This window comes from Xanthobacter sp. DMC12, assembly GCF_056314105.1.
This window is the reverse complement of sequence record NZ_JBQUYZ010000001.1, coordinates 1,272,809-1,292,464: the sequence shown is the minus strand read 5'-3', so window position 1 is coordinate 1,292,464 and position 19,656 is coordinate 1,272,809. Positions and strand designations below refer to the sequence as shown.

The 19,656-nt window shown below is 69.5% G+C and carries 22 protein-coding genes and 1 pseudogene; 9 read left to right on the top strand and 14 right to left on the bottom strand.

Translation table 11 applies throughout. The annotated features are described in order from the left end of the window. The first annotated feature begins 322 nt into the window (after window positions 1-322). Complete coding sequence (uppP, locus tag ACT535_RS05995; RefSeq protein ID WP_168460800.1) at window positions 323-1,195, top strand: undecaprenyl-diphosphatase UppP; 873 nt, start codon at window positions 323-325, stop codon at window positions 1,193-1,195. A gap of 87 nt (window positions 1,196-1,282) precedes the next feature. Further along, window positions 1,283-1,885, top strand: a complete 603-nt coding sequence (locus ACT535_RS05990; protein ID WP_168460798.1) for a cation efflux transmembrane domain-containing protein — start codon at window positions 1,283-1,285, stop codon at window positions 1,883-1,885. Between the two features lie 6 nt (window positions 1,886-1,891). Here the strand turns inward: ACT535_RS05990 and ACT535_RS05985 are convergent, their stop codons facing one another. Together ACT535_RS05985 and ACT535_RS05980 are read right to left on the bottom strand one after the other, a co-directional pair. After that, the gene (locus tag ACT535_RS05985; RefSeq protein WP_476363667.1) at window positions 1,892-3,046 is read right to left on the bottom strand and encodes a glutathionylspermidine synthase family protein; all 1,155 of its coding nucleotides are present in this window, start codon (window positions 3,044-3,046) and stop codon (window positions 1,892-1,894) included. Continuing rightward, complete coding sequence (locus ACT535_RS05980) at window positions 3,046-3,630, bottom strand: DUF1190 domain-containing protein (RefSeq protein WP_476363666.1); 585 nt, start codon at window positions 3,628-3,630, stop codon at window positions 3,046-3,048. Before ACT535_RS05980 ends, ACT535_RS05985 begins: the two co-directional genes overlap by 1 nt. Before the next feature lie 271 nt (window positions 3,631-3,901). On the opposite strand from ACT535_RS05980, the gene ACT535_RS05975 reads away from it, so the two are divergent. After that, entirely contained in the window at window positions 3,902-5,218 is a 1,317-nt protein-coding gene (locus ACT535_RS05975; RefSeq protein ID WP_476363665.1) for an MFS transporter, read from the top strand. Here the strand turns inward: ACT535_RS05975 and ACT535_RS05970 are convergent. The 3 genes from ACT535_RS05970 to ACT535_RS05960 are packed head-to-tail and all read right to left on the bottom strand — an operon-like array spanning window position 5,131 to window position 6,474. Next, entirely contained in the window at window positions 5,131-5,598 is a 468-nt protein-coding gene (locus ACT535_RS05970) for a nuclear transport factor 2 family protein (protein ID WP_476363664.1), read from the bottom strand. The genes ACT535_RS05975 and ACT535_RS05970 overlap by 88 nt on opposite strands. Further along, complete coding sequence (locus tag ACT535_RS05965; protein WP_476363663.1) at window positions 5,595-5,993, bottom strand: VOC family protein; 399 nt, start codon at window positions 5,991-5,993, stop codon at window positions 5,595-5,597. Before ACT535_RS05965 ends, ACT535_RS05970 begins: the two co-directional genes overlap by 4 nt. A gap of 7 nt (window positions 5,994-6,000) precedes the next feature. Then, window positions 6,001-6,474, bottom strand: coding sequence for a cupin domain-containing protein (locus ACT535_RS05960; protein ID WP_476363662.1), 474 nt, complete (start codon window positions 6,472-6,474; stop codon window positions 6,001-6,003). Between the two features lie 99 nt (window positions 6,475-6,573). On the opposite strand from ACT535_RS05960, the gene ACT535_RS05955 reads away from it, so the two are divergent. Beyond that, window positions 6,574-7,464 (top strand): LysR substrate-binding domain-containing protein, encoded by an 891-nt coding sequence (locus ACT535_RS05955; protein WP_476363661.1) that lies wholly within the window; start codon window positions 6,574-6,576, stop codon window positions 7,462-7,464. 38 nt (window positions 7,465-7,502) lie between these two features. On the opposite strand, the gene ACT535_RS05950 is transcribed toward ACT535_RS05955, so the two are convergent. Both ACT535_RS05950 and ACT535_RS05945 read right to left on the bottom strand, forming a co-directional pair. After that, complete coding sequence (locus tag ACT535_RS05950; RefSeq protein ID WP_476363660.1) at window positions 7,503-7,922, bottom strand: DUF1330 domain-containing protein; 420 nt, start codon at window positions 7,920-7,922, stop codon at window positions 7,503-7,505. A gap of 2 nt (window positions 7,923-7,924) precedes the next feature. Further along, entirely contained in the window at window positions 7,925-8,734 is an 810-nt protein-coding gene (locus ACT535_RS05945) for a crotonase/enoyl-CoA hydratase family protein (protein WP_476363659.1), read from the bottom strand. An 84-nt stretch (window positions 8,735-8,818) separates the two neighbouring features. On the opposite strand from ACT535_RS05945, the gene ACT535_RS05940 reads away from it, so the two are divergent. The 3 genes from ACT535_RS05940 to ACT535_RS05930 all read left to right on the top strand — a co-directional run bounded on the left by ACT535_RS05940 (window position 8,819) and on the right by ACT535_RS05930 (window position 10,772). Next, window positions 8,819-9,409, top strand: coding sequence for a TetR/AcrR family transcriptional regulator (locus ACT535_RS05940; protein WP_476363658.1), 591 nt, complete (start codon window positions 8,819-8,821; stop codon window positions 9,407-9,409). 67 nt (window positions 9,410-9,476) lie between these two features. Next, window positions 9,477-10,451 (top strand): aldo/keto reductase, encoded by a 975-nt coding sequence (locus tag ACT535_RS05935; RefSeq protein WP_476363657.1) that lies wholly within the window; start codon window positions 9,477-9,479, stop codon window positions 10,449-10,451. Window positions 10,452-10,613: 162 nt separating this feature from the next. Beyond that, a complete protein-coding gene (locus tag ACT535_RS05930) occupies window positions 10,614-10,772 on the top strand; it encodes a hypothetical protein (RefSeq protein ID WP_168460773.1) in 159 nt (52 codons plus the stop codon). Between the two features lie 30 nt (window positions 10,773-10,802). Here the strand turns inward: ACT535_RS05930 and ACT535_RS05925 are convergent, their stop codons facing one another. The 6 genes and pseudogenes from ACT535_RS05925 to ACT535_RS05900 all read right to left on the bottom strand — a co-directional run bounded on the left by ACT535_RS05925 (window position 10,803) and on the right by ACT535_RS05900 (window position 16,322). Next, the gene (locus ACT535_RS05925) at window positions 10,803-11,624 is read right to left on the bottom strand and encodes an alpha/beta fold hydrolase (RefSeq protein ID WP_476363656.1); all 822 of its coding nucleotides are present in this window, start codon (window positions 11,622-11,624) and stop codon (window positions 10,803-10,805) included. Continuing rightward, window positions 11,624-12,340 carry an ABC transporter ATP-binding protein gene (locus ACT535_RS05920; RefSeq protein ID WP_476363655.1) on the bottom strand — a complete coding sequence of 239 codons (717 nt, stop codon included), beginning with the start codon at window positions 12,338-12,340 and terminating at the stop codon, window positions 11,624-11,626. The genes ACT535_RS05925 and ACT535_RS05920 overlap by 1 nt, the downstream gene beginning before the upstream one ends. Next, window positions 12,333-13,004 (bottom strand): annotated as a pseudogene (locus ACT535_RS05915) (ABC transporter ATP-binding protein); the annotation flags it as partial. The pseudogene ACT535_RS05915 and the gene ACT535_RS05920, both read right to left, overlap by 8 nt. 64 nt (window positions 13,005-13,068) lie before the next feature. After that, window positions 13,069-14,058, bottom strand: a complete 990-nt coding sequence (locus ACT535_RS05910; protein ID WP_476363654.1) for a branched-chain amino acid ABC transporter permease — start codon at window positions 14,056-14,058, stop codon at window positions 13,069-13,071. Beyond that, the gene (locus tag ACT535_RS05905; protein WP_476363653.1) at window positions 14,055-14,915 is read right to left on the bottom strand and encodes a branched-chain amino acid ABC transporter permease; all 861 of its coding nucleotides are present in this window, start codon (window positions 14,913-14,915) and stop codon (window positions 14,055-14,057) included. Before ACT535_RS05905 ends, ACT535_RS05910 begins: the two co-directional genes overlap by 4 nt. A 156-nt stretch (window positions 14,916-15,071) precedes the next feature. Then, window positions 15,072-16,322 (bottom strand): ABC transporter substrate-binding protein, encoded by a 1,251-nt coding sequence (locus ACT535_RS05900; protein WP_168460763.1) that lies wholly within the window; start codon window positions 16,320-16,322, stop codon window positions 15,072-15,074. Window positions 16,323-16,475: 153 nt separating this feature from the next. On the opposite strand from ACT535_RS05900, the gene ACT535_RS05895 reads away from it, so the two are divergent. Next, complete coding sequence (locus tag ACT535_RS05895) at window positions 16,476-17,153, top strand: GntR family transcriptional regulator (protein WP_168460761.1); 678 nt, start codon at window positions 16,476-16,478, stop codon at window positions 17,151-17,153. A gap of 19 nt (window positions 17,154-17,172) precedes the next feature. After that, the gene (locus ACT535_RS05890; protein WP_168460759.1) at window positions 17,173-18,693 is read left to right on the top strand and encodes an aldehyde dehydrogenase; all 1,521 of its coding nucleotides are present in this window, start codon (window positions 17,173-17,175) and stop codon (window positions 18,691-18,693) included. Between the two features lie 61 nt (window positions 18,694-18,754). Here the strand turns inward: ACT535_RS05890 and ACT535_RS05885 are convergent, their stop codons facing one another. Then, entirely contained in the window at window positions 18,755-19,549 is a 795-nt protein-coding gene (locus ACT535_RS05885) for a bestrophin-like domain (protein WP_476363652.1), read from the bottom strand. Between the last annotated feature and the right edge of the window lie 107 nt (window positions 19,550-19,656).

Genomic DNA, 19,656 nt, shown 5'->3' with positions numbered 1-19,656 from the left:
TCTCGCGACGCCCGCGCGAGAGCGGAGATGGAGAGGATTGTTATTCAGTCCCAAGGGTTTGTCCGGAACTGGTCCGTCATCCCGGGCGCTCTGAAGCGTGGCTTCCGTTCCGCGAGGTGATCCGCCGGGAGGAGCCGGCAACCGCCGCGCCGCAAGACTTCCGCAGCGGCACTGCGGTGACAACGCGCACCCCGCAAGGTTCCGTCGCGCGCGCGAAGCAGATAGCAAGGGACGCCTGTCTTCGCGCGCGCTTGCTATATCCTTGCGCGCACGGCCTTCCGCAGGCGTCACGCCGACCTCATAGCAAGCGGAAATCGACACCATGGCCAGCGTCTGCACCAATGGGGTGGACACCGGGTTCGTCGCCCTCGGCACCGGCAAGGTCGCCGTCCTCGGCGTCGTACAGGGCATCACCGAGCTTCTGCCCATCTCCTCCACGGCGCACATGCGCCTCGTGCCGGCGGTGCTCGGCTGGCCCGATCCCGGCTCCGCCTTCTCCGCGGCCATGCAACTCGCCGCCTTGTTCGCGGTGGTGACCTATTTCTGGAGCGACCTGCGGGCGCTCGCCTGCGGCACGATCTCGTCGGTGCGGACGGGGGATTTCACCGCCCATGCACCCAAGACCGTGCTCGGCATCATCCTCGGCACCATCCCCATCGTCATCGCCGGCGTGCTCTTGAAGAGCAAGCTGAACGCCTGCGGCTCGTCCTTCCGCGAATTGTGGGTCATCGGTGCGGCGAGCCTCGTCATGGGCCTGCTGCTCGGCATCGCCGAAATGACCAGCCGCCACACCCGCACCTTCGCGCAGATCAAGCTGCCGGACGCGCTGGTGGTGGGCCTCGCGCAGGTCGGCGCGCTCATTCCCGGCGTGTCGCGCTCGGGCTCGACGCTGACGGCGGCCATGTTCCTCGGCCTGCGCCGGGAGGATGCGGCCCGCTTCTCCTTCCTGCTCGGCCTGCCGGCCATCTTCGCGGCGGGCGTGAAGGAATTGCTGGAGCTGCACCATGCCGGCCTCGACATGCAGGGCTGGGAAGTGCTCGGCGTCGGCCTCGTCACTGCCTCGCTCTCCGCCTTCGTCGCCATCTGGACGCTGATGCGGGTGATGGAGCGCCTCTCGTCCTGGCCCTTCGTGTTCTACCGCATCGGCATGGGCGTGTTCCTGCTGGTTGCCGTGTGGCGGGGCGTGCTCTCCTGAGCGCTCGACACGGCGCGCGCCTTGCGTAACCCTGCGGCAGGATCGCAGGGCATGACGACCGCAGGGCATGACGATCGAGGGGGCGCAATGAGCGACGGGCAGGTTTTGGACCATGCGGGCCTGCGCCGGACGGTGCTGGTGGTGGCGCTGGCGAACCTCGCCTATTTCGGCGTGGAGTTCGCGGTGGCGCTCGCCATCGGCTCGGTCTCGCTGTTCGCGGACAGCGTGGACTTTCTGGAAGACGCCAGCGTCAACCTGCTGATCTTCGTCGCCCTTGCCTGGTCGGCGCGGGCGCGGGCGAAGGTGGGCATGGCGCTGGCGCTGATCCTGCTCATTCCCGGCCTCGCCACGGTGTGGACCGCCTGGGACAAGTTCCTCGATCCGGTGGCGCCGCAGCCCCTCGCCTTGTCCCTCACCGGCCTCGGCGCGCTGGCGGTGAACCTCACCTGCGCCTTCCTGCTCGCCCGCTACCGGCACCATCGCGGCAGCCTCACGAAGGCCGCCTTCCTCTCGGCGCGCAACGACGCCTTCGCCAACATCGCCATCATCGCGGCCGGCGTGGTCACCGCCTTCCTGTGGCGCTCGGCGTGGCCCGACCTCATCGTCGGCCTCGCCATCGCCGCCCTCAACCTCGATGCCGCCCGCGAAGTGTGGGAAGCCGCCCGGGAAGAGCATCGCGCCGAGCCGTGAGGCGGCTCAGCCGTCGATGATGTGCGGCACGAAGCGGGAGAGGTTGGCGGTGATGGGCGAGGCATCCTCGCGGATGCCCATGCCGCAGGCGGTGTCGCCCACGATCCAGCTGCCGATCACCGCATAGCCGTGCGCCGACTCAAAGAGCGGCGCGGCTGCCTGCACCACATAGCCCTCGTCGCCGTAGCGGCCGGGCGTCGTCTCCACCCGGCCGCCGCGCACCAGCGTCACGTTCTCGCCCTCGCGGGAGAACAGCGGCTTGACCACGTGGTCGCCCAGCGCCTCGGCGCGCGGATCGCCCGCGAAATAGGCCGGCAGCAGGTTGGGGTGGCCGGGAAACATCTCCCAAAGCAGGGGCAGGATGGCCTTGGTGGAGAGCATCGCCTTCCACGGCGGCTCGATGAAGGTGCAGCGGGCGCCGGCGAGGTGGACGGCGAAGGCCTCGTCGAACATCCATTCCCACGGATAGAGCTTGAACATCCGCGAGATGACGAGATTGTCGAGATCGATGAAGCGTCCGCGCGCATCGATGCCGATGTCGGCCATGTTGATGAGCTGCACCCGGTTGCCGGCCTGCTGCGCGCAATCGGCGAGATAGGTCAGCGTGCCGCCATCCTCCACGTCGTCCAGCATCCCGGCGAGGTGCAGGCGCCGCCCTGTGCCCATGGCGGCGAACTGCGCCACGAGGCGTTCGTGCACCGAATTGAACTGGTCGGCGCCGGCCGGAACGATGCCGAGGCCGCGGGCCTGCTCCAGCCAGATCCACTGGAAGACGGCGGCCTCATAGAGGCCGGTGGGGGTGTCGGCGTTGTACTCCAGCAGCTTGGCCGGCCCCGTGCCGTCATAGGCGAGGTCGAAGCGGCCGTAGAGCGTGGGTTCGGCGGCGCGCCACGAGGCCGCCACCAGATCGCGATGAGCCTCCGGCACGCCGAGGCGCGCCATGACCTGCGGGTCCGCCACCGCCCGTTCGGCGAGGGCGAGGCACATCTGGTGGAGATCGCGGCTCGGGTCCTCGATGGCGCCCTCGATCTCCGCGAGGCTGAACGAGAACATGGCGCTCTCGTCCCAATAGGGCGCGCCATACATGTCGGCGAAGTGGAAGCCGAGCCGCGTGGCCGTCGCGCGCCAGTCCGGGCGCGGGGAGATGGAATGGCGCCGCATCAGGAGCCGCCGCCTTTCCCCCCGCCGCCCTTGCCGCCGCTGCCATGGGCGCCAAATCCGCCGCGTCCACCCGCGCCGATGCCCTTGCCCCCGCCCAACGACGGCGGCCCGACCGTTGCGACTCCGCCGAGGCCGCCGCTGACGCGGACGCGGTCGAAGGCGGAGAGGGGCCGGTAGGAGGTGGGGTCTTGCAGCGAGCGATAGACGGCCGTACCCACATTCGCCTCGCGGCCGGACAGGGCCTGGCTGAGAAGAAAGCCGGTCATGAGCGGCGCCATTACGAGGGCGACGGTGCCATCGGGCCGCGGCACCAGATTGAAATCGCAGGCGCTGTCGGTGGCGCGCTCGCACTCGGCGCGGGAGGTGAAGCGCGGGGCGCTCCGCGCATGGGCGCGCTGCGCCTCGGTATAGGCGGCTTCGCAGGTCTGCACCGGCACGTCGTCGGCAACGCACTGGCGCACCGCGTCCGCGTGATTGCCATCATAGATGAGTTCGGCGGTCTCGTCGGGGCCGCTGCAGGCGTAGAAGGTCAGCACCGTCCCGCCGAGAAGCAGGCCGAGGCTGATCTGAGCAGACCGCTTCATCGCGCTCCGTCCCTCCCAAATCCCCGCAACGCAGGTCGCCTGCACGCAGGACCCCTGGCGCGAGCGGAGGCGGAACCTAAGGTTGTCTCCCCCCAACGTAAAGCGGATTCGGGTGACGCTGCGTCCGCCACGCCGGCGAAATCGACTGCATGGCGAGCGGGATCTGGACAGTATCCGGCGGCGTTGTCACGCTGCCGCTGCCCGCCGCCGAGATGGCGGGGCGCTTCGGCCGCTTTTCTTCGTATGGAACGACGAGTTTCGGGGGCTGCCGATGGTCGCGGGTGATGGGGTGGGGCAGGGCGGTGGCGGAGAGGCGGTCCATCAGGGGCCGTCGCGCCGCGCCATGCTGGGGCTCGATGCGCTGAATTTCTTCCTGGCGGACGTGCGGGACGGCCTCGGGCCCTATCTCGCCATCTATCTGCTGGCGGTGCGCGGGCCGGAGCAGGGCTGGACGGAAGCCACCGTCGGCTTCGTGATGACCATCGCCGGCCTCACCGGGCTTCTGGCCCAGACGCCGGCCGGCGCGCTCATCGACAGCAGTCGCAACAAGCCGGCCATCGTGATCGCCGGCGCGCTTGCCGTGACGATCGCCTGCCTGTCGCTGCCCTTCCTCTCGAACTTCTATCTGGTGGCGGGCAGCCAGTCGCTGGCGGCCATGGCGGGGGCCATCTTCCCGCCCGCGCTCTCGGGCATCACGCTGGGCCTCGTGGGGCAGAAGGCGTTCGCGCGGCGCATCGGGCGCAACGAGGCGTTCAACCATCTCGGCAATGCGGTGTCCGCCGCCATCGCCGCCGGCACGGCGGTGCTGTTCGGCCCCATCGTGGTGTTCTGGCTGATGGCCGTGCTCGCCGCGCTCAGCATCGGCGCCATGCTGGTGGTGCCGCGGCGAGAGATCGACGACACGCTGGCCCGCGGCCTCGCCCACGACGCCGCCCACCATGAGCATCCCTCGGGCCTGAAGACGCTGCTGTCGAGCCGGCCTCTGCTGATCTTCGCGCTGACCTGCTTCCTCTTCCACCTCTCCAACGCGGCCATGCTGCCCACCACCGGCCAGTTGCTGACCTATGTGGTGGGCAAGGAGCAGGCGACCTCGCTCATCGCGCTCTGCATCGTGGCGGCGCAGTGCGTGATGGTGCCCATGGCCATCATGGTGGGTGCGAAGGCCGATGCGTGGGGCCGAAAGCCCATCTTCCTCGTCGCCTTCGCCGTGCTGGCGCTGCGCGGCGCGCTCTATACCCTCTCCAGCAATCCGTTCTGGCTGTTCGCCGTGCAGTGCCTCGATGGCGTGGGCGCCGGCATCTTCGGCGCGCTCTTCCCGGTGGTGGTGGCGGACCTGACGCGCGGCACCGGGCGCTTCAACGTGAGCCAGGGCGCGGTGGCCACGGCGCAGGGGCTGGGGGCGGCGTTTTCGGCCTCCATCGCCGGCGTGACCATCGTCGCCGCCGGCTACAGCGCCGCCTTCCTCACGCTGGCCGCCATCGCGGCGGCCGGCTTCCTGCTCTATTTCTTCGCCATGCCGGAGACGGGCGCTACGGTCTCGGAGGCGCCCGCCGCGCCGCCACCGGGCAGCGCGACCGTATCGCCATAGAGCGCTTCGGCCTCGATCTTCAGCCCGCCGCGAAAGACGAAGATTTCGCACGCGCGGCGGGTGGTGTCCCCGAGGGTCGCCTCGTAATGCACCACCATGCGCTGCCCGGGTTCATCGCAGATGGCGGCGAGGAGGCGGAAATCCAGCCGCTCGATCCGCCCCAGCGCCGCCCGCCAATAGGCCTCGATGGCCGGGCGGCCCTCCAGCGTGGCGCTCCCGGTCATCTGCAAGGCGATGGGGCTGCGGAAGCGCGCATCGTCGGTGAAGGCGGAGAGCACCGCCTCCACGTCGCGCCGGTTCCAGGCGGCGATCCAGCCCTGCGCGTGGGCGTGCATCTGCTCGCGCGTGAGCGTCACGTCGGAGTCCTCGGCAGCAATCATGCGCCCTCCGCCGCATGGCAGCAGACGCAGATCTTGTTGCCGTCGCGATCGCGGAAATAGGCGCCGTAATAGTTGGGGTGATAGTGGGGCCGAAGCCCCGGCCCGCCTTCATCCGTGCCGCCGGCGGCCAGCGCCATGCGGTGGATGTCGTCCACGCTCGCCCGGTCCGGCGCGAGCAGGGCGACCATGGCGCCGTTGCCGGGCGCGGCGGGGCCGCCGTCGAAGGGAAGGCACAGCAGGAACAGGGGAAAGCGCCCCTCCGCCGGCTGCCACCCGGCCTTCCCGTCGGCGGCATCGAAGAAGCGCAGGCGCCAGCCGAGGCGCGCCATCAGCGGATCGTAGAAGGCCTTCGCGGCAACGATGTCGTTCGTGCCGATATTCACGTGGGAAATCATGCGGGCCTCACCATGGGGTTCCGTCCTTGTGGGTGAAGGACCATCCGGCGGCAGAAAACTGCGCCACCAGATCGTCCTCGGGATAGGTGCCGGCATCCTCGGGATCCCGGTCGCCGATCTCCAGATAGCGGACCTCTTCCGCGCTTTTATTGACGAGATGATGGGCGAGGCCGTTCGCCGGAAAGCCGATGCACATGTCGGGGCCGAGCAGGAACTCGCCCTCGTCGGTGCGCAAGGTCGGCGTGCCGGCGAGGATATAGATGAACTCCTCCGACCGGCTGTGCCGGTGCAGCAGCGCGGACTGTGCGCCGGGCGCCAGCGTGGTGAGGTTCACGCCGAAGCGCGAGAGGCCGAAGGCGTCGCCCAACTGCCGCTTCTCCCGCCCCGCCATGCGCGCGGCGAAGGGCGCGGGATAGTTGGAGGGCTTGGTGCGGGGCGGCACGTCCTCGGCTGCGAGCGGCGTGCGGGCGGGGCCTGTCATGATGCGCTCCTCCGACAATGATCGGGCTGGAAGCTAGCGGATGTTTGGGCTGAAATGGGTGAGAAGTTCTCACCTGTTTGGTTCGTCCGGGAAGCGCTCATGTCCTCCAACCTGCCGTCGCTGCGCGGCCTTGCGGCCCTCGATGCGCTGGCGCGGCACAAAAGGCAGGGGGCGGCCGCCGAGGCGCTGGGCATCTCGCGTTCGGCCCTCGGGCACCGCATTGCGGACCTTGAGGCAGAACTGGGGGCGCGGCTGGTCATGCGATCCGGCCGGGTCTCCGTACTGACGGACGAGGGCATAGCGCTCCTCGCCGCCATGGGTGACGCCATCGGCAGGATCGAGGCGGCGGTCTCGCCCCTCCAGAGGCGCGCGCGGCAGATCCGGCTCTCGACAGTGAACACGCTGGCCGCCAACTGGCTGCTGCCGCGCCTGCCGCGTTTCCAGCGCGCCCATCCGGATATCGAGATCGCGGTGCTGACCACGCAGCGCGTGGTGGATCTCGACGGGGAGGATGTGGACTGCGCCATCCGCAGCGGCATGGGCGATTGGCCCGGCGTGGAGGCGCGGCTGCTTTTCCGCGAGACGCTGGTGCCCGCCGCCGCGCCCGGCCTGGCGCTGGGCCGGCCGTCCGACTGGCCGGTGATCCGCGCCCGTGCCCGCTTCCGCGACTGGCCGCTGTGGTGGCAACAGACGCGGCAGAAGGGTGGGGCTCCGGCCGGCGGCATGGTGGTGGAGAACCGGGCGCAGGGGCTGGAGGCGGCGCTGGCCGGGGCCGGCGTCGTGCTCACTGATGCGCGTTACCTGGACGACCATCTCGCCGCCGGGAGACTGCGGGTGCTGGGGCCGCTGATGGAGCTTGAGAGCGGTTTTCATTTCATCCGCAGCCGATCGCCGCGCAATCCGCGCAACATCGATGCCCTCGCGCGCTGGCTGGAAGGCGAGGGCCAAGCAGCACCGCAGGCCGGGTGGCCGCTGGGCACTGCCGACTGAGAGAGGGGCGCGGCACCTCTGCGATGCCTCGCCGCCAATCATCCCGCGAAGCCGGCGCCGGCCGGCAGCGGATCAAAGCGCACGAGCCGGCTGTCGGCGACGCCGGCCTGCCGGTGTGCCATGGCCTCGCGGTAGCACGGATCGCGCAGCATCTGCATGAAGGCGCCGGGGCTGGGATACTCAGCGATGAAGGCGATGTCCCAATGGGTCTCCGGCGGCCCGACGAGGGACAGCTCGAAGTCGCCACGCCAGACGATGCGCCCGCCGATCTCCGCGAGCACCGGCGCGCTGAGGCGGCTGTAGGCGTCATAGGCCTCGGCGCCGGTGGTGATGCGCCCGTCCGCATAGACCACGCGCGGGCGCAGGCGGATGAGGTTCAGCAGGTGCACCGGGCCGGGGCGGTCGTTCGCCGCGAAGGCGGCGAACGTCTCGCGGGGGAAGCTGGTGTGGCCATCCATGGTCAGCCCTCCGCAGATGCGGTCCACAGGCCCGGATAGGCGGGTGCGCGGCGGACGATCCAGGCGTCGAGCCCCTCGCGCAGGTCGGCGGTGGGGGCCATGCGGGCGAACTGCTCGGCCTCCACCAGCAGGCCCTCGGCGATGGGCAGGTTGATGCCGCGCGTGACCGCCGTGAGGATGCTGGAAACGGCGAGCGGGGAGTGGACGAGGATGCGCTCCAGGAGGTCGCGGGCGCGGGGCAGGAGTTCGTCATGGGGCACCACCGCATTCACCAGCCCCAGCTCCAGCGCGCGCTCAGGGGTGAAGGTCTCGCCGGTGAGCAGCAGTTCCATGGCCCGCTTGCGGCCGGCGAGGCGGGGCAGGCGCTGGGTGCCGCCGAAGGTGGGCGGCATGCCGAGCCGGATCTCCGGCTTGGCGAACACTGCGCGGTCGCTGGCGATGGCGAGCGGGGCCGCTTCCGTCACCTCGCAGCCGCCGCCGTAGGCGAGGCCATTGACCGCCACCACCAGCGGCTTGCGGAAGGCTTCCACCCGCGCCGTCAGCCTTTGGCCGCGCGCCACGAAATCGCGCAGCGCGGCCTCGGGGCTTTCGGCAACGGAGCGGGAGAATTCGGGAATGTCGCCGCCCGCCGAGAAGGCGCGTCCGGTGCCGGTGAGGATGACGCCGCGGATGCCGTCGTCGCCCTCGATGGCGTCGAGGTGGCGCAGCAGCGTCTCGATGGTGTCGTAGCTCAGGGCATTGAGCTTTTCCGGGCGGTTGAGGGTGAGGGTGGCGATGGCGCCGTCCACCGTCGTCAGCACAAGGTCCGTCATGGATGATCTCCCCGTTCGATGAGGAGCCGACCCTGCACGCGGCGGCCGGTTGAGTATACTCACTGTACGGTATACCTTGCGGTCATGCCGAAGGTCACCGACACCCGCACCAAGATCGTTCAGGCCGCCTCGAAGCTGTTCTATGCGGAGGGAATCGGCCGCGTGAGCATGGATGCGGTGGCGGAGAAGGCGGGCGTCACCAAGCGGACGCTCTACTACCATTTCGACAGCAAGGACGATCTCGTCGCCGCCTATCTCGACGCCCGCGACCAGCCGAATCTGAAGCAGATGGCGGCGTGGTTCGCCGCCGCCGAGGGCGGGGCGGACGCGAAGGTCGCCGCCATCTTCGCGGCCCTCGCCAAGAGCGCGCGGCATCCCAAGTGGAAGGGCTGCGGGTTCCTGCGCACCACGGCGGAACTGGCCGCGCTGCCCGGACACCCGGCGGTGAAGATCGGCGCCCGCCACAAGGCGGCCTTCGCCACGTGGCTGGCGGGTGAATTGGAGGGGGAAGGCTTCGAGACGCCCACGGCGCTGGCGCGGCAGATTCTGCTGCTGCTGGACGGCGCCTTCTCCGCCTCGCTGGTGCATCGCGATGCGAGCTGGTTCGAGGAGGCGGGCGCCGCCGCCGGCGCCCTGGTGCGCGCCCATCCGCGCGGGACGAGCGCGGTATCGTGATGCACTGAACGCTTGCAAGTGGCGCCGCGGCGGCCATGGTGGGCGCCTTCATCGCGGGAGACGGGCATTGGACTACGTGAAATTCGGCGCGACCGGCCTTGAGGTCTCGAAGCTGTGCCTCGGCTGCATGACGTTCGGCGAGCCCAACCGCGGCTCCCACGCCTGGACCCTGAAGGAGGAGGAGAGCCGTCCGCTCATCCGGCAGGCCCTCGACCTCGGCATCAATTTCCTCGACACCGCCAACGTCTATTCGGACGGCACGTCGGAAGAGATCGTCGGCCGCGCGCTGAAGGATTTCGTGCGGCGCGAGGAGGTGGTGCTCGCCACCAAGGTGTTCAACCGCATGCGCCCCGGCCCCAACGGCGCGGGCCTCTCGCGCAAGGCGATCATGGCCGAGATCGACGCCAGCCTGCGCCGCCTCGGCACGGACTATGTGGACCTCTACCAGATCCACCGCTTCGACCACGCCACCCCCATCGAGGAGACGCTGGAGGCGCTGCACGACGTGGTGAAGGCCGGCAAGGCGCGCTACATCGGCGCCTCCTCCATGCCGGCATGGCGCTTCGCCAAGGCGATCTACATCTCGCGCCTCAACGGCTGGACGCGCTTCGTGAGCATGCAGAACCACATGAACCTCCTCTATCGCGAGGAGGAGCGCGAGATGCTGCCCCTGTGCATCGAGGAGGGCGTGGCCGTCATCCCGTGGAGCCCCCTGGCGCGCGGCCGGCTGGCGCGGGCGTGGGACGAGGCGACCTATCGGCTGGAGAGCGACGAATTCGGCAAGACGCTCTATGTGGCGGGCGACCGGGAGGTGGTGGACGCGGTGGGCGCCATCGCCGCAAACCGGGGCGTGCCGCGCGCGCAGGTGGCGCTTGCCTGGATGCTGCAGAAGAAGGGCGTCACCGCGCCCATCATCGGCGCCTCGAAGCCCGGCCATCTCACGGATGCGGTGGCGGCCCTCTCGCTGGCGCTGACGGCGGAGGAGATCGCCGCGCTGGAGGCGCCCTACGTCCCGCACCGGGTTGCCGGCTTTACGGACTGAGCCCCCGCGCCCGCCGTGGCGAAAAGATCACGTTTCGTCGATCTGTGGGCGGCGACCCCGCCCGCAGCAAAGCCGCCGCTTTCCTGTCGAAATTCCGCCCGGCACCCGGAGCATCACGATCAAGCGGGCATATTGGCCCGATCGTGTTTCTGGACCAGACCCATGAAGGGCATCGCCTTCGGCATCATCCTCACCCTTGTCGCCGCGCTGATGAGCGTGGGTGTCACCCTTGTGTTCGGCGGCAGCGGCGGCTTGAACTTCCTGCTCGCGCTCGGCTTCACGCTGGTGGCCCTCGCCATGGACGTTCCGACCGTCGCGTGACGCCGGCCGGCGACGCGTGTCCGCGCGGCCTCAGCCCGCCCGCGCTGCGGCAGCTTCCGCGCGCGGCGTGCTCGAAGACCGGGCAAATGCGGTGAGCAGCACCGCCACCTCGGCCGGCGCCTGAAGGGTCGGCACGTGGGCGCAATCGTGGATCTCGTGGAATGTGCCGTTGGGCACGAGGTCGGCGAGTTCGCGCGCCATGGCGGGCGGCGTCGCTGCGTCGAAGGTGCCGGCGCAGGCGAACACCGGCACGGCGAGATCCCGCGCGGCGTCCCTCAGGTCGAGGGTCGCGAGAAGGCCGCAGGCGTCGCCGAACACCTCCGGATCGGTGGCGACGAAGGCCGCGCGCCGCTCCGCCAGCGTCTCCGGCACCCGTGCCGCCATGGCGGCGGGGAACAGGCGCAGCATGGCCGTCTGGGCGATGGATTCCAGCCCCTCCGCACCGGCCTTCGCGGCCATGAAGCGGAAGGCGCCGCGCCCCTCCTCGGTGAAGCGGGCGCCGCAGCCGGCCAGAAACAGGCCGCTCGACAGGTGCGGATGGCGCAGCGCCGTGGCAAGGGCGAGGAACGAGCCGTAGCCATTGCCGAACAGGATCGGCGTCTCGCCGGGGCAGGCCTCCGCCGCCGCCGCCGCCACCGCATCCGCCTGCCCCTCAAGCCCGCCTTCCACACGCGGCGAGCCGCCGAAGCCGGGCAGATCCAGCAGCACGAGGCGGAAGCGGTCGGACAGCAGCGGCACCATGGGTTCCAGGCTGCCGCGATCGGACAGGAGCGAGTGCAGGAACACGATGCTGGGACCGGTGCCGGTGATGTGCGCGGAGAGGCCGGCGGCGCGTGTGTTGGCGGTGAGCATCAGTGCACTCCCAGATGTTGGGCCATGAGGGCGGGGTCGTCGGCGAGAACCTGCGGCGGTCCGCGCCAGACCACCTCTCCCGAAGACAGGACGACGCAGGTGTCGGCGAGCCGCAGCGCCAGCGGCAGATTGTGTTCCACGAGGAGAATGGAGAGCCCGGCCTGCTTCAGCGCGGCGATGGCATCCGCCACCTCGGCGACGATCTGCGGGGCGAGGCCTTCCGCCGGCTCGTCCAGCAGCAGCACGCGGGGATTGGTGACGAGCGCGCGGGCGATGGCCAGCATCTGCTGCTCGCCGCCGGACATGGAGCCCGCGAGCTGACGGCGCCGTTCCTTCAGGCGCGGAAACAGCGTCTCCACCGAGGCGATGTCGAACACCCGCGCCGCTTTGTGGCGCGGCGGCCGGTAGGCGATGGCGAGGTGTTCCTGCACGGTCAGGGACGGGAAGATGCGCCGCCCCTGCGGCACCAGCCCCACGCCCAGCCGGCAGATGGCCTCTGGCTTGCGGTTCTCCAGCGCCGTGCCGAACAGGTCGATGCGGCCCTGCCGGGCGTCGAGCAGCCCGGCGATGGCGGAAAGCGTCGTGGACTTGCCCGCGCCGTTGCGGCCGAGCAGGGCGGTGACCGCGCCTTCCGCGCAGGCGATGTCGAGCCCGCGCACGGCGCAGATTTCGCCGTGATAGACGTGAAGATTGGACAGGGTGAGGGCTTCAGGCACCGAGATACACCTCCCGTGTGCGGGGATCGGCGGCGATGTCGGCGCGCGATCCGGTGGTGACCACCCGGCCGTGGTGGAGCAGGGTGATGCGCTCGGCGAAGGCGAGGGCGACATCCATGTCGTGCTCGATGAGCACCACGGTCATCTCCTCCGGCAAATTGGCGAGCAGGTCCTGCACCATCACCCGCTCGTCGCGGGAGAGGCCGGCCAATGGCTCGTCCAGCAGCAGCACGCGCGGGGCGAGGGCCAGCGCCATGGCGATCTCCAGCCGCCGCCGGTCGCCATAGGCGGTCTGGGAGACGGGCCGGTCCGCGAGGTCGGCGAGCTTCACCCGGTCGAGGATGGCGAGGGCTTCCGCCCTGAGCGCCGCGTCCGCGTTGAAGGGGGCCCAGGCGCGCCATTTCTCGCGGCGGAGGCCGTTGAGCGCCAGCATCACGTTCCGGCAGATCGTCTCGTGCGGGAACAGCGTGAGGATCTGATAGGTGCGCGCGAGGCCGAAGCCGGTGCGCTTGCGCGGTGGCAGGCCCACCAGCTCCGACCCGAACAGGCGGATGGAGCCGCCGGTGGGGGTGAGGTCGCCGCAGATCAGGTTGAACAGCGTGGTCTTGCCCGCGCCGTTGGGGCCGAGCAGCAGATGCCGCTCGCCGGGCATGATGTCGAGGCTGACATCGGCGACGGCGGGCAGGCCGCCGAACTGCTTGGTCAGGCCGTCGATGCGGAGAGCCGGCTCAGCCATCGGCGCGCTCCCTCGGCACGAGTTTGGGGGCGGGGGCTGCCGGCTTCACGCGCTTCAGCCATGCGGTGAGGCGGTTGAAGCCGGGGACGATGCCGTCGGGCATCACGAGGACGATGACGACGAAGGTGAAGCCGAGCAGCATCACCCAGCGGTCGATCCAGATGGAGGCGAGGTTCTTGAGCAGCACCACCAGCGCGGCACCGATAAGCGGGCCGGCCAGCGTGCCGGCGCCGCCCGCCACCACCATCAGCAGCACTTCGGCGGAGGCGGTCACCGCCATCATGTGGGGGCTGACGAACTGGTGGTACCACGCATAGAGCAGGCCAGCGGCGGCGCCCCAGGCGGCAGCGAGCATCCAGGCGACGAAGCGGATGCGCCACACGTCATAACCCACCGCCCCCATGCGGCGCGGCTGGTCCCGGGTGCCGCGCAGGGCGACGCCGAGCGGGCTGTCGAAGAAGCGGCCGAGCTGGATCAGCGCCAGCGCCAGCACGGCGAGGCAGAGCCACAGGAAGTATTCCGGCTTCTCCAGCGGCAGCCACGCGCCGCCGGGGCGCGGCACGCCGGAGAGGCCGTTGTCGCCGCCGGTCACCGAGGTCCAGCGATAGGCGGCGCCCCAGACGATCTGGCAGAGCGCCATGGTGATCATCACGAAGCCGAGGCCGGTGGTGCGCAGGGCGACGAGGGCGAACAGCGCGGACACCGCCAGCGTCCCGCCCAGCGCCAGCAGCGCCGCCGCTACGGGATCGATGCCTCCCACGGTGGAGAGCCATGCCACCAGATAGGCGGTGAGACCGGGGAAGACGGCGAAGCCCAGGGAGTTCAGCCCCGCATGACCCACCAGCACGTTGAGCCCCAGCGCGCCGATGGCGGCGATGGCCACCTGGCTGGTGAGGTTCACGTAGAAGGGCGAGGAGGAGAACAGCGGCACCATGGCCATGGCGGCCAGCGCCACCGCGAAGGGGAGGACGCGCGCGCTCATCCGAGCCTCCGGCCGAACAGGCCCTGCGGCGCCACGGAGAGCACCGCGATCATGGGCAGGAAGAGGATCACATAGGCGAGGTCGGGCACGAGCACCTGTCCGAACGTGTAGATGAAGCCGATGGCGTAGGCGCCCACGAACGCCCCGACGAGGCTCCCGGCACCGCCGAGGATCACGACGAGGAGCGCCAGCGGCAGCATGTCCTGATCGAGGCTGGGATAGACCGAGAGGATGGGGCCGCCGATGACCCCGCCGAGGCCCGCCAGAGCGGTGCCGAGGCAGAAGACGGCGGTAAACAGGGTGGAGGCGGAGACGCCGATGGCGCGGGCCATGCCCACGTCATCCACCGCCGCGCGGATCATGGCGCCGGCGCGGGTGCGTTCCACCAGCAGCCATAGCCCCAGCGCCACCGCCGCCGAGGCGCCGATGACGAACAGCCGGTAGCGCGGGAACACCGCATCCCCCACCCGCACGGCGCCGGAGAGTTCCGGCGGCGGCGGCAGGCGCATGGGGTCGCCGCCCCACATCATCAGGCAGGCGTCGGCGATGATGAACGCGAGGCCCAGCGTCAGCAGCACCTGCGGCAGCGTGCGCCCGGCGAGCCGCCGCAGCAGCGTGCGCTCGAGGATGCCGCCGAGCAGCCCCACCGCCACCGCCGCCGCTGCCGCCGCCGCCCAGAAGCCGAAGCCAGCCTTCACGGCGGCGAGGCCCAGATAGGCGCCGAGCATGAACAGCGCGCCGTGCGCGAGGTTCGCCACCCGCATCAGCCCGAAGATGAGGCTGAAGCCCGACGCCAGCATGAACAGCAGCCCGCCGAGCGCGAGGGCATTGAGGCTTTGGCTGACCCAGAAGGTCATGGAAACTCCCCGAGTGGCGCGAGCAGGAGGTGGCGATCCGCGCGGATGTAGAGTCCAGGCGTCGCAACGGCGGTCAGGGCATGAGCCGTGCGACGCCCGGATCGGGCGCGCCCGCTGGGGAGCGCCCGAAGGAGGAGCCGGGATCAGGTCCCGGGATCACTTCCCGAGGTTTTTGGCCGGCGGGTAGTCGCGGCTGTAGACCGGCTCGGCGAGGAAGGCCTTGGGATCGTAGATCCAGAACTGCGTCACCTTCGGATAGGTCTTGATGACGACGTTCTGCAGCCGGCCGTCCTTCTCCTCGGTCTTGCGGATGGTGACGTTCATGATGGGGTTGCCGTATTCGTCGAGGGTGACCTCGCCATACGGGCCCTTCTCCAGCTTCACGGAGCGCAGCGCCTTCATGAGCGCCTGCTTGTCCTCCACCTTGCCGTCCACGGCCTTCACGGCCGCATCGAGGAAGGCGCATGCGGCATAGGCGCCGGCGGTGTAGTAGCCGGGATCGGCGCCGTATTTGGCGCGGATGCCGGCGGCGAATTCCTTGTTGCCGGGCACGTCCTGGGTCGCGGTGTACCAGCCGGAGGAGATGACGCCCACCGCCTCCTTGCCCATGGACTTGAGGATGCCCTCGTCCACCGTGGTCATCTGCGCGATCACCTTCACCGGCGCGCCGTATTCGGCGTACTGCTGGAGGAAGCGCAGGCCGTTGCCACCGGCGAAGGCGGCGTAGACGGCATCCACGTCGGTGCGGATCTGGCTGATGTAGCTGCCGTAATCGGCGACGTTCAGCGGCGGCCACAGCTTCTGCACCACCTGACCGCCATTGTCCTCGAAGGCGCGCTGGAAGCCGGCGGTGGCCTCGTGGCCGAAGGCGAAGTCGTCGCCGATGGTGACGACGCGCTTCAGCTTCAGGTCCTTGGCGGCATATTCGCCGAGCGCGTGGTTGGCCTGGGCGGAGGTGCCCACGGCGCGCACGAACCATGGGTTCTGCTTGCGCTGGGTGAGGTCTTCCGCCGCCGCCGAGGGCGAGATCACGGGCACGCCCACCTGCCGGATGTAGTCGTCGATGGCCAGCGCCTCGAAGGCGGCGAGCGGGCCGATGATGGCGTTGACGCGCTCGCGCTCCACCAGCTCCTGCGCGCGGGTCTTGGTGGTGGCCGGCTGGCCGGCGGTGTCCACCGTGATGAGCTCCACCTTGCGGCCGCCCATCATGCCGTTCCGCTCGGCAAGGCAATACTCCATGCCCTGCTCCATCTGCTTGCCGCCGGCCGCCAGCGCGCCGGAGCGCACCGTCATGAAGCCGACCTTGATGGGCGGCTGCTGCGCCGCCGCGGGCACGGCCATCAGCGCGGACAGCGCCGTCGCGGCGAGCCACGAACAGGCCGCGGTGCGCTTGGTGAGTGTGGGCATTTTTGCTCTCCCTGAGATGCTCTTGACGGCAAAATTTTTTGTCGTGATATTTCAGACAGAACCGAAAACCGCCGTCAAGCGCCATTTTTCCGTTGTTCTGTCGTTATCACTCCTCCAAGATGCGGCGAGAATTTCAGGGCATGAAATATGTTGATGGATCAAGACATCGCCTCTGATAAGGCCATCGGCGGCTCCGGCCTGCTGCGGGACGCGGTCTATGCGCGGCTCAAGGAGGAGATTCTCGGCTGCCGTCTCCAGCCCGGAGAGGAGCTGCGCGAGCAGGAGCTGGCCGGCCGCTTCGAGGTGAGCAAGCAGCCCGTGCGCGAGGCCCTGCTTCGGCTGGAGCAGGAGCGCCTCATCACCGTGCTGCCGCGCCAGGGCTACCGGGTGAATCCGGTGTCGCTGGCCGATGCGCGCGACATCTTCCGCTTCCGCGAGGTGATGGAGCCGGCCTGCGCGGCCGATGCCGCCCGCCATGCGACCGACGAGGTGCTGGCCGCCCTCGACGTGTTCCGCACCTTCGATGCGTCAAAGTCGGATTTCATCCGCTACAACCGCGCCTTCCATGTCGCGGTGGCCATGTGCTCGCCCCACCGCCGCATGCGGGAAGAGGTGGTGGATCTGGTCGCGCAGGCGGACCGGCTGGTGCTGGTCAGCATCGGTACCATGCAGGGGCGCGACCCCGACCGGCTCATTGCCGAACACGTCGCCATCATCGAGGCGCTGCAATCCCGCGACGGCCGCAAGGCCGCCCGCCTGCTGCGGGACCATATCGCCGATGCCGAAAAGCGGGTGGTCGCGGCCCTGTCGCGCCACGCCGTCGTCCTTTGAGAAAAACCGGAGAAACGCCATGAACGCCAAAGCCGAGATCGCCATCGCGGCGCGCGGCAATTTCATTGATGGCCGCGAGGTGGAGAGCATCGGCGGCGGCACGGTGGAGGTGAAGAACCCCGCCACCGGCGCCGTCATCGCCACCATTCCCGACAGCACCCGCGAGGACGTCGATGCGGCGGTGAAAAGCGCCCGCGCCGCCTTCAATGGTGACGCCTGGGGCGGCATGGCCATCCGCGAGCGGGTGAAGCTCATCAACCGCATCGCCGACGCCTTCGAGGCCGCGCTGCCGGAGCTGTACCAGCTCGAAACCCAGAACAACGGCCGGCCGGTGAACGAGACCCGCGCCCAGCTCGGCCGCCTGCCGGACTTCCTGCGCTATTTCGGCGGCCTCGCCCTCGCCCGCCGCGACGACGTGATCCCGGTGGAAGGCAACTACCTCAACTACACCCGCCGCACGCCCATCGGCGTGGTGGCCAATTGCACGCCCTTCAACCACCCGCTGATGATCCTGTGCAAGTCGCTGGCGGCGGTGCTCGCCTCGGGCTGCACCACGGTGGTGAAGCCCTCCGAATACACGCCCCTGACCACGCTGCGTCTCGCCAAGCTGATGAGCGACAACGGCCTGCCGCCCGGCGTGTTCAATGTGGTGAACGGCATCGGCGGCAATTCCGGCCGCTTCCTCGCCGAGCATCACGATATCAACAAGCTGGTGCTCACCGGTGGCACCGAGGCCGGGCGCATCGCCGGCTCCGCGGCGGCGAAGGTCTTCGCCCACCAGACGCTGGAACTGGGCGGCAAGACGCCGGTGATGGTGTTCGACGATTACGACGTGGAGCAAGCGGTGAACTATGCCGCCTTCGGCGCCTTCGTGGGCGCCGGCCAGACCTGCGTCTGCGCCGCCCGGCACATCGTGCAGAAGACCATCTATGACGAGTTCGTGGAGCGCCTGGCCGCCAAGACCAAGGCCATCCGCATCGGCGATCCGTGCGATCCCGAGACCCAGCTCGGCCCGGTGGTCTCCCAGCGCCAACTCGACCGCGTGCTCTCCTTCGTGCAGGCGGGCCATGACGATGGCGCGCGCCTCGTCGCCGGCGGCCAGCGGCGCATCGTGCCCGGCCACGAGAACGGCTTCTTCGTGGAGCCCACCGTGTTCGCGGATGTGGCGCCCCACATGCGCATCGCCCGCGAGGAGGTGTTCGGCCCCTTCACCGTGGTGATCCCCTTCGAGACGGAGGAGGAGGCGCTCGCCATTGCCAACGACAGCCCGTTCGGCCTCGCCGCCGCCATCCGCACCCGCGATGTCCACCGCGCCCATCGCGTGGCGGCGAAGGTGAAGGCCGGCATCGTCTGGATCAACGATCACCACCGCCTCGATCCGGCGTCGCCGTGGGGCGGCGTGGACGACAGCGGCATCGGCCGTGAGTTCGGCATCGAGAGCTTCAACGACCACTTCGATGTGAAGTCGGTGATGCTCTCCACCGAGGGCAAGGCGTTCGACTGGTACAAGGGCACGTCCCAGCAGCCGCGCCTGAACTGATCGCGCATTCTCAAGGGTTTACGACGGCCGGGTCGCGTCTTGCGATCCGGCCGTCGCTGTTTCAGCCCTGCGGCGCGACGGCGGGGCAGGGCTCCGCCTGCATGCGCGCCAGCAGCCGCTCCACCGGGGCGGGGGACACCTTGATCGGCCCGGTGAAGGGCTGGCCCATTTCCATGACCAGGAAGATGGCGGCGGCGATGCCGACCATGCCCAGCCCGTGGCCGACGAGGACCAGCGCGCTCCGCGGCGCGAAGACGCCGGAATAGAGGAAGATCAGCGCAAACCAGCAGATGACCACAACGATGAAGGTGACGGGGGTGGCTGTGCGGGCGACGCCCGTGACCTTCCAGCGATACTCCACCAACTGCCGCGACAGGCCGAGCAGGGTGCCTCGCACCTCCTGCTGGTCGGCCGTCTCGGCCTTGAGGTTGCGCACCCCGGCATCGAAGCCGAGGAGCGCGGTGAGCGCCGACACCTGCGCGGCGCCGGACGAGGCTTCATCCTCGCCGGCCGTCCACGTCTCCGCCACGAGCTGGCGCGCATAGGCCTGAAGGTTGCCCCGGAGCGGACAGGCGGGCGCGCCGAAGCTGAGCAGGTTGAGATCGGTGATCTGAAGGACGGCCGCGTATTTCTGTACGTCGGAATAGGCGTCGCTGAAGTTGTAGCGGGCCGAATTCACCATGAGGCCAAGCAGAAGCGAAGACATGGTCGCGATGATGGCGACGCTGGTGCGCAAATTCTTGATCGACCCGTCTTCGTAGCGTGTCTGCGAGAGGCGACTGCCGATGGCCATCCCGATCCCCATGGCAAAGGCCATGGTCACCACTGCAACTCCGGCTGCAACCCAGGCGTTCATATTTGCGGCTCTTCATCCGTTCCGTGGCGGGTTCGGTCGGAATATGCCGAACCTTCGACTGACTCGCCGCCGAAACCCCACCGAACCATACCGATTCCCCTGGTGAA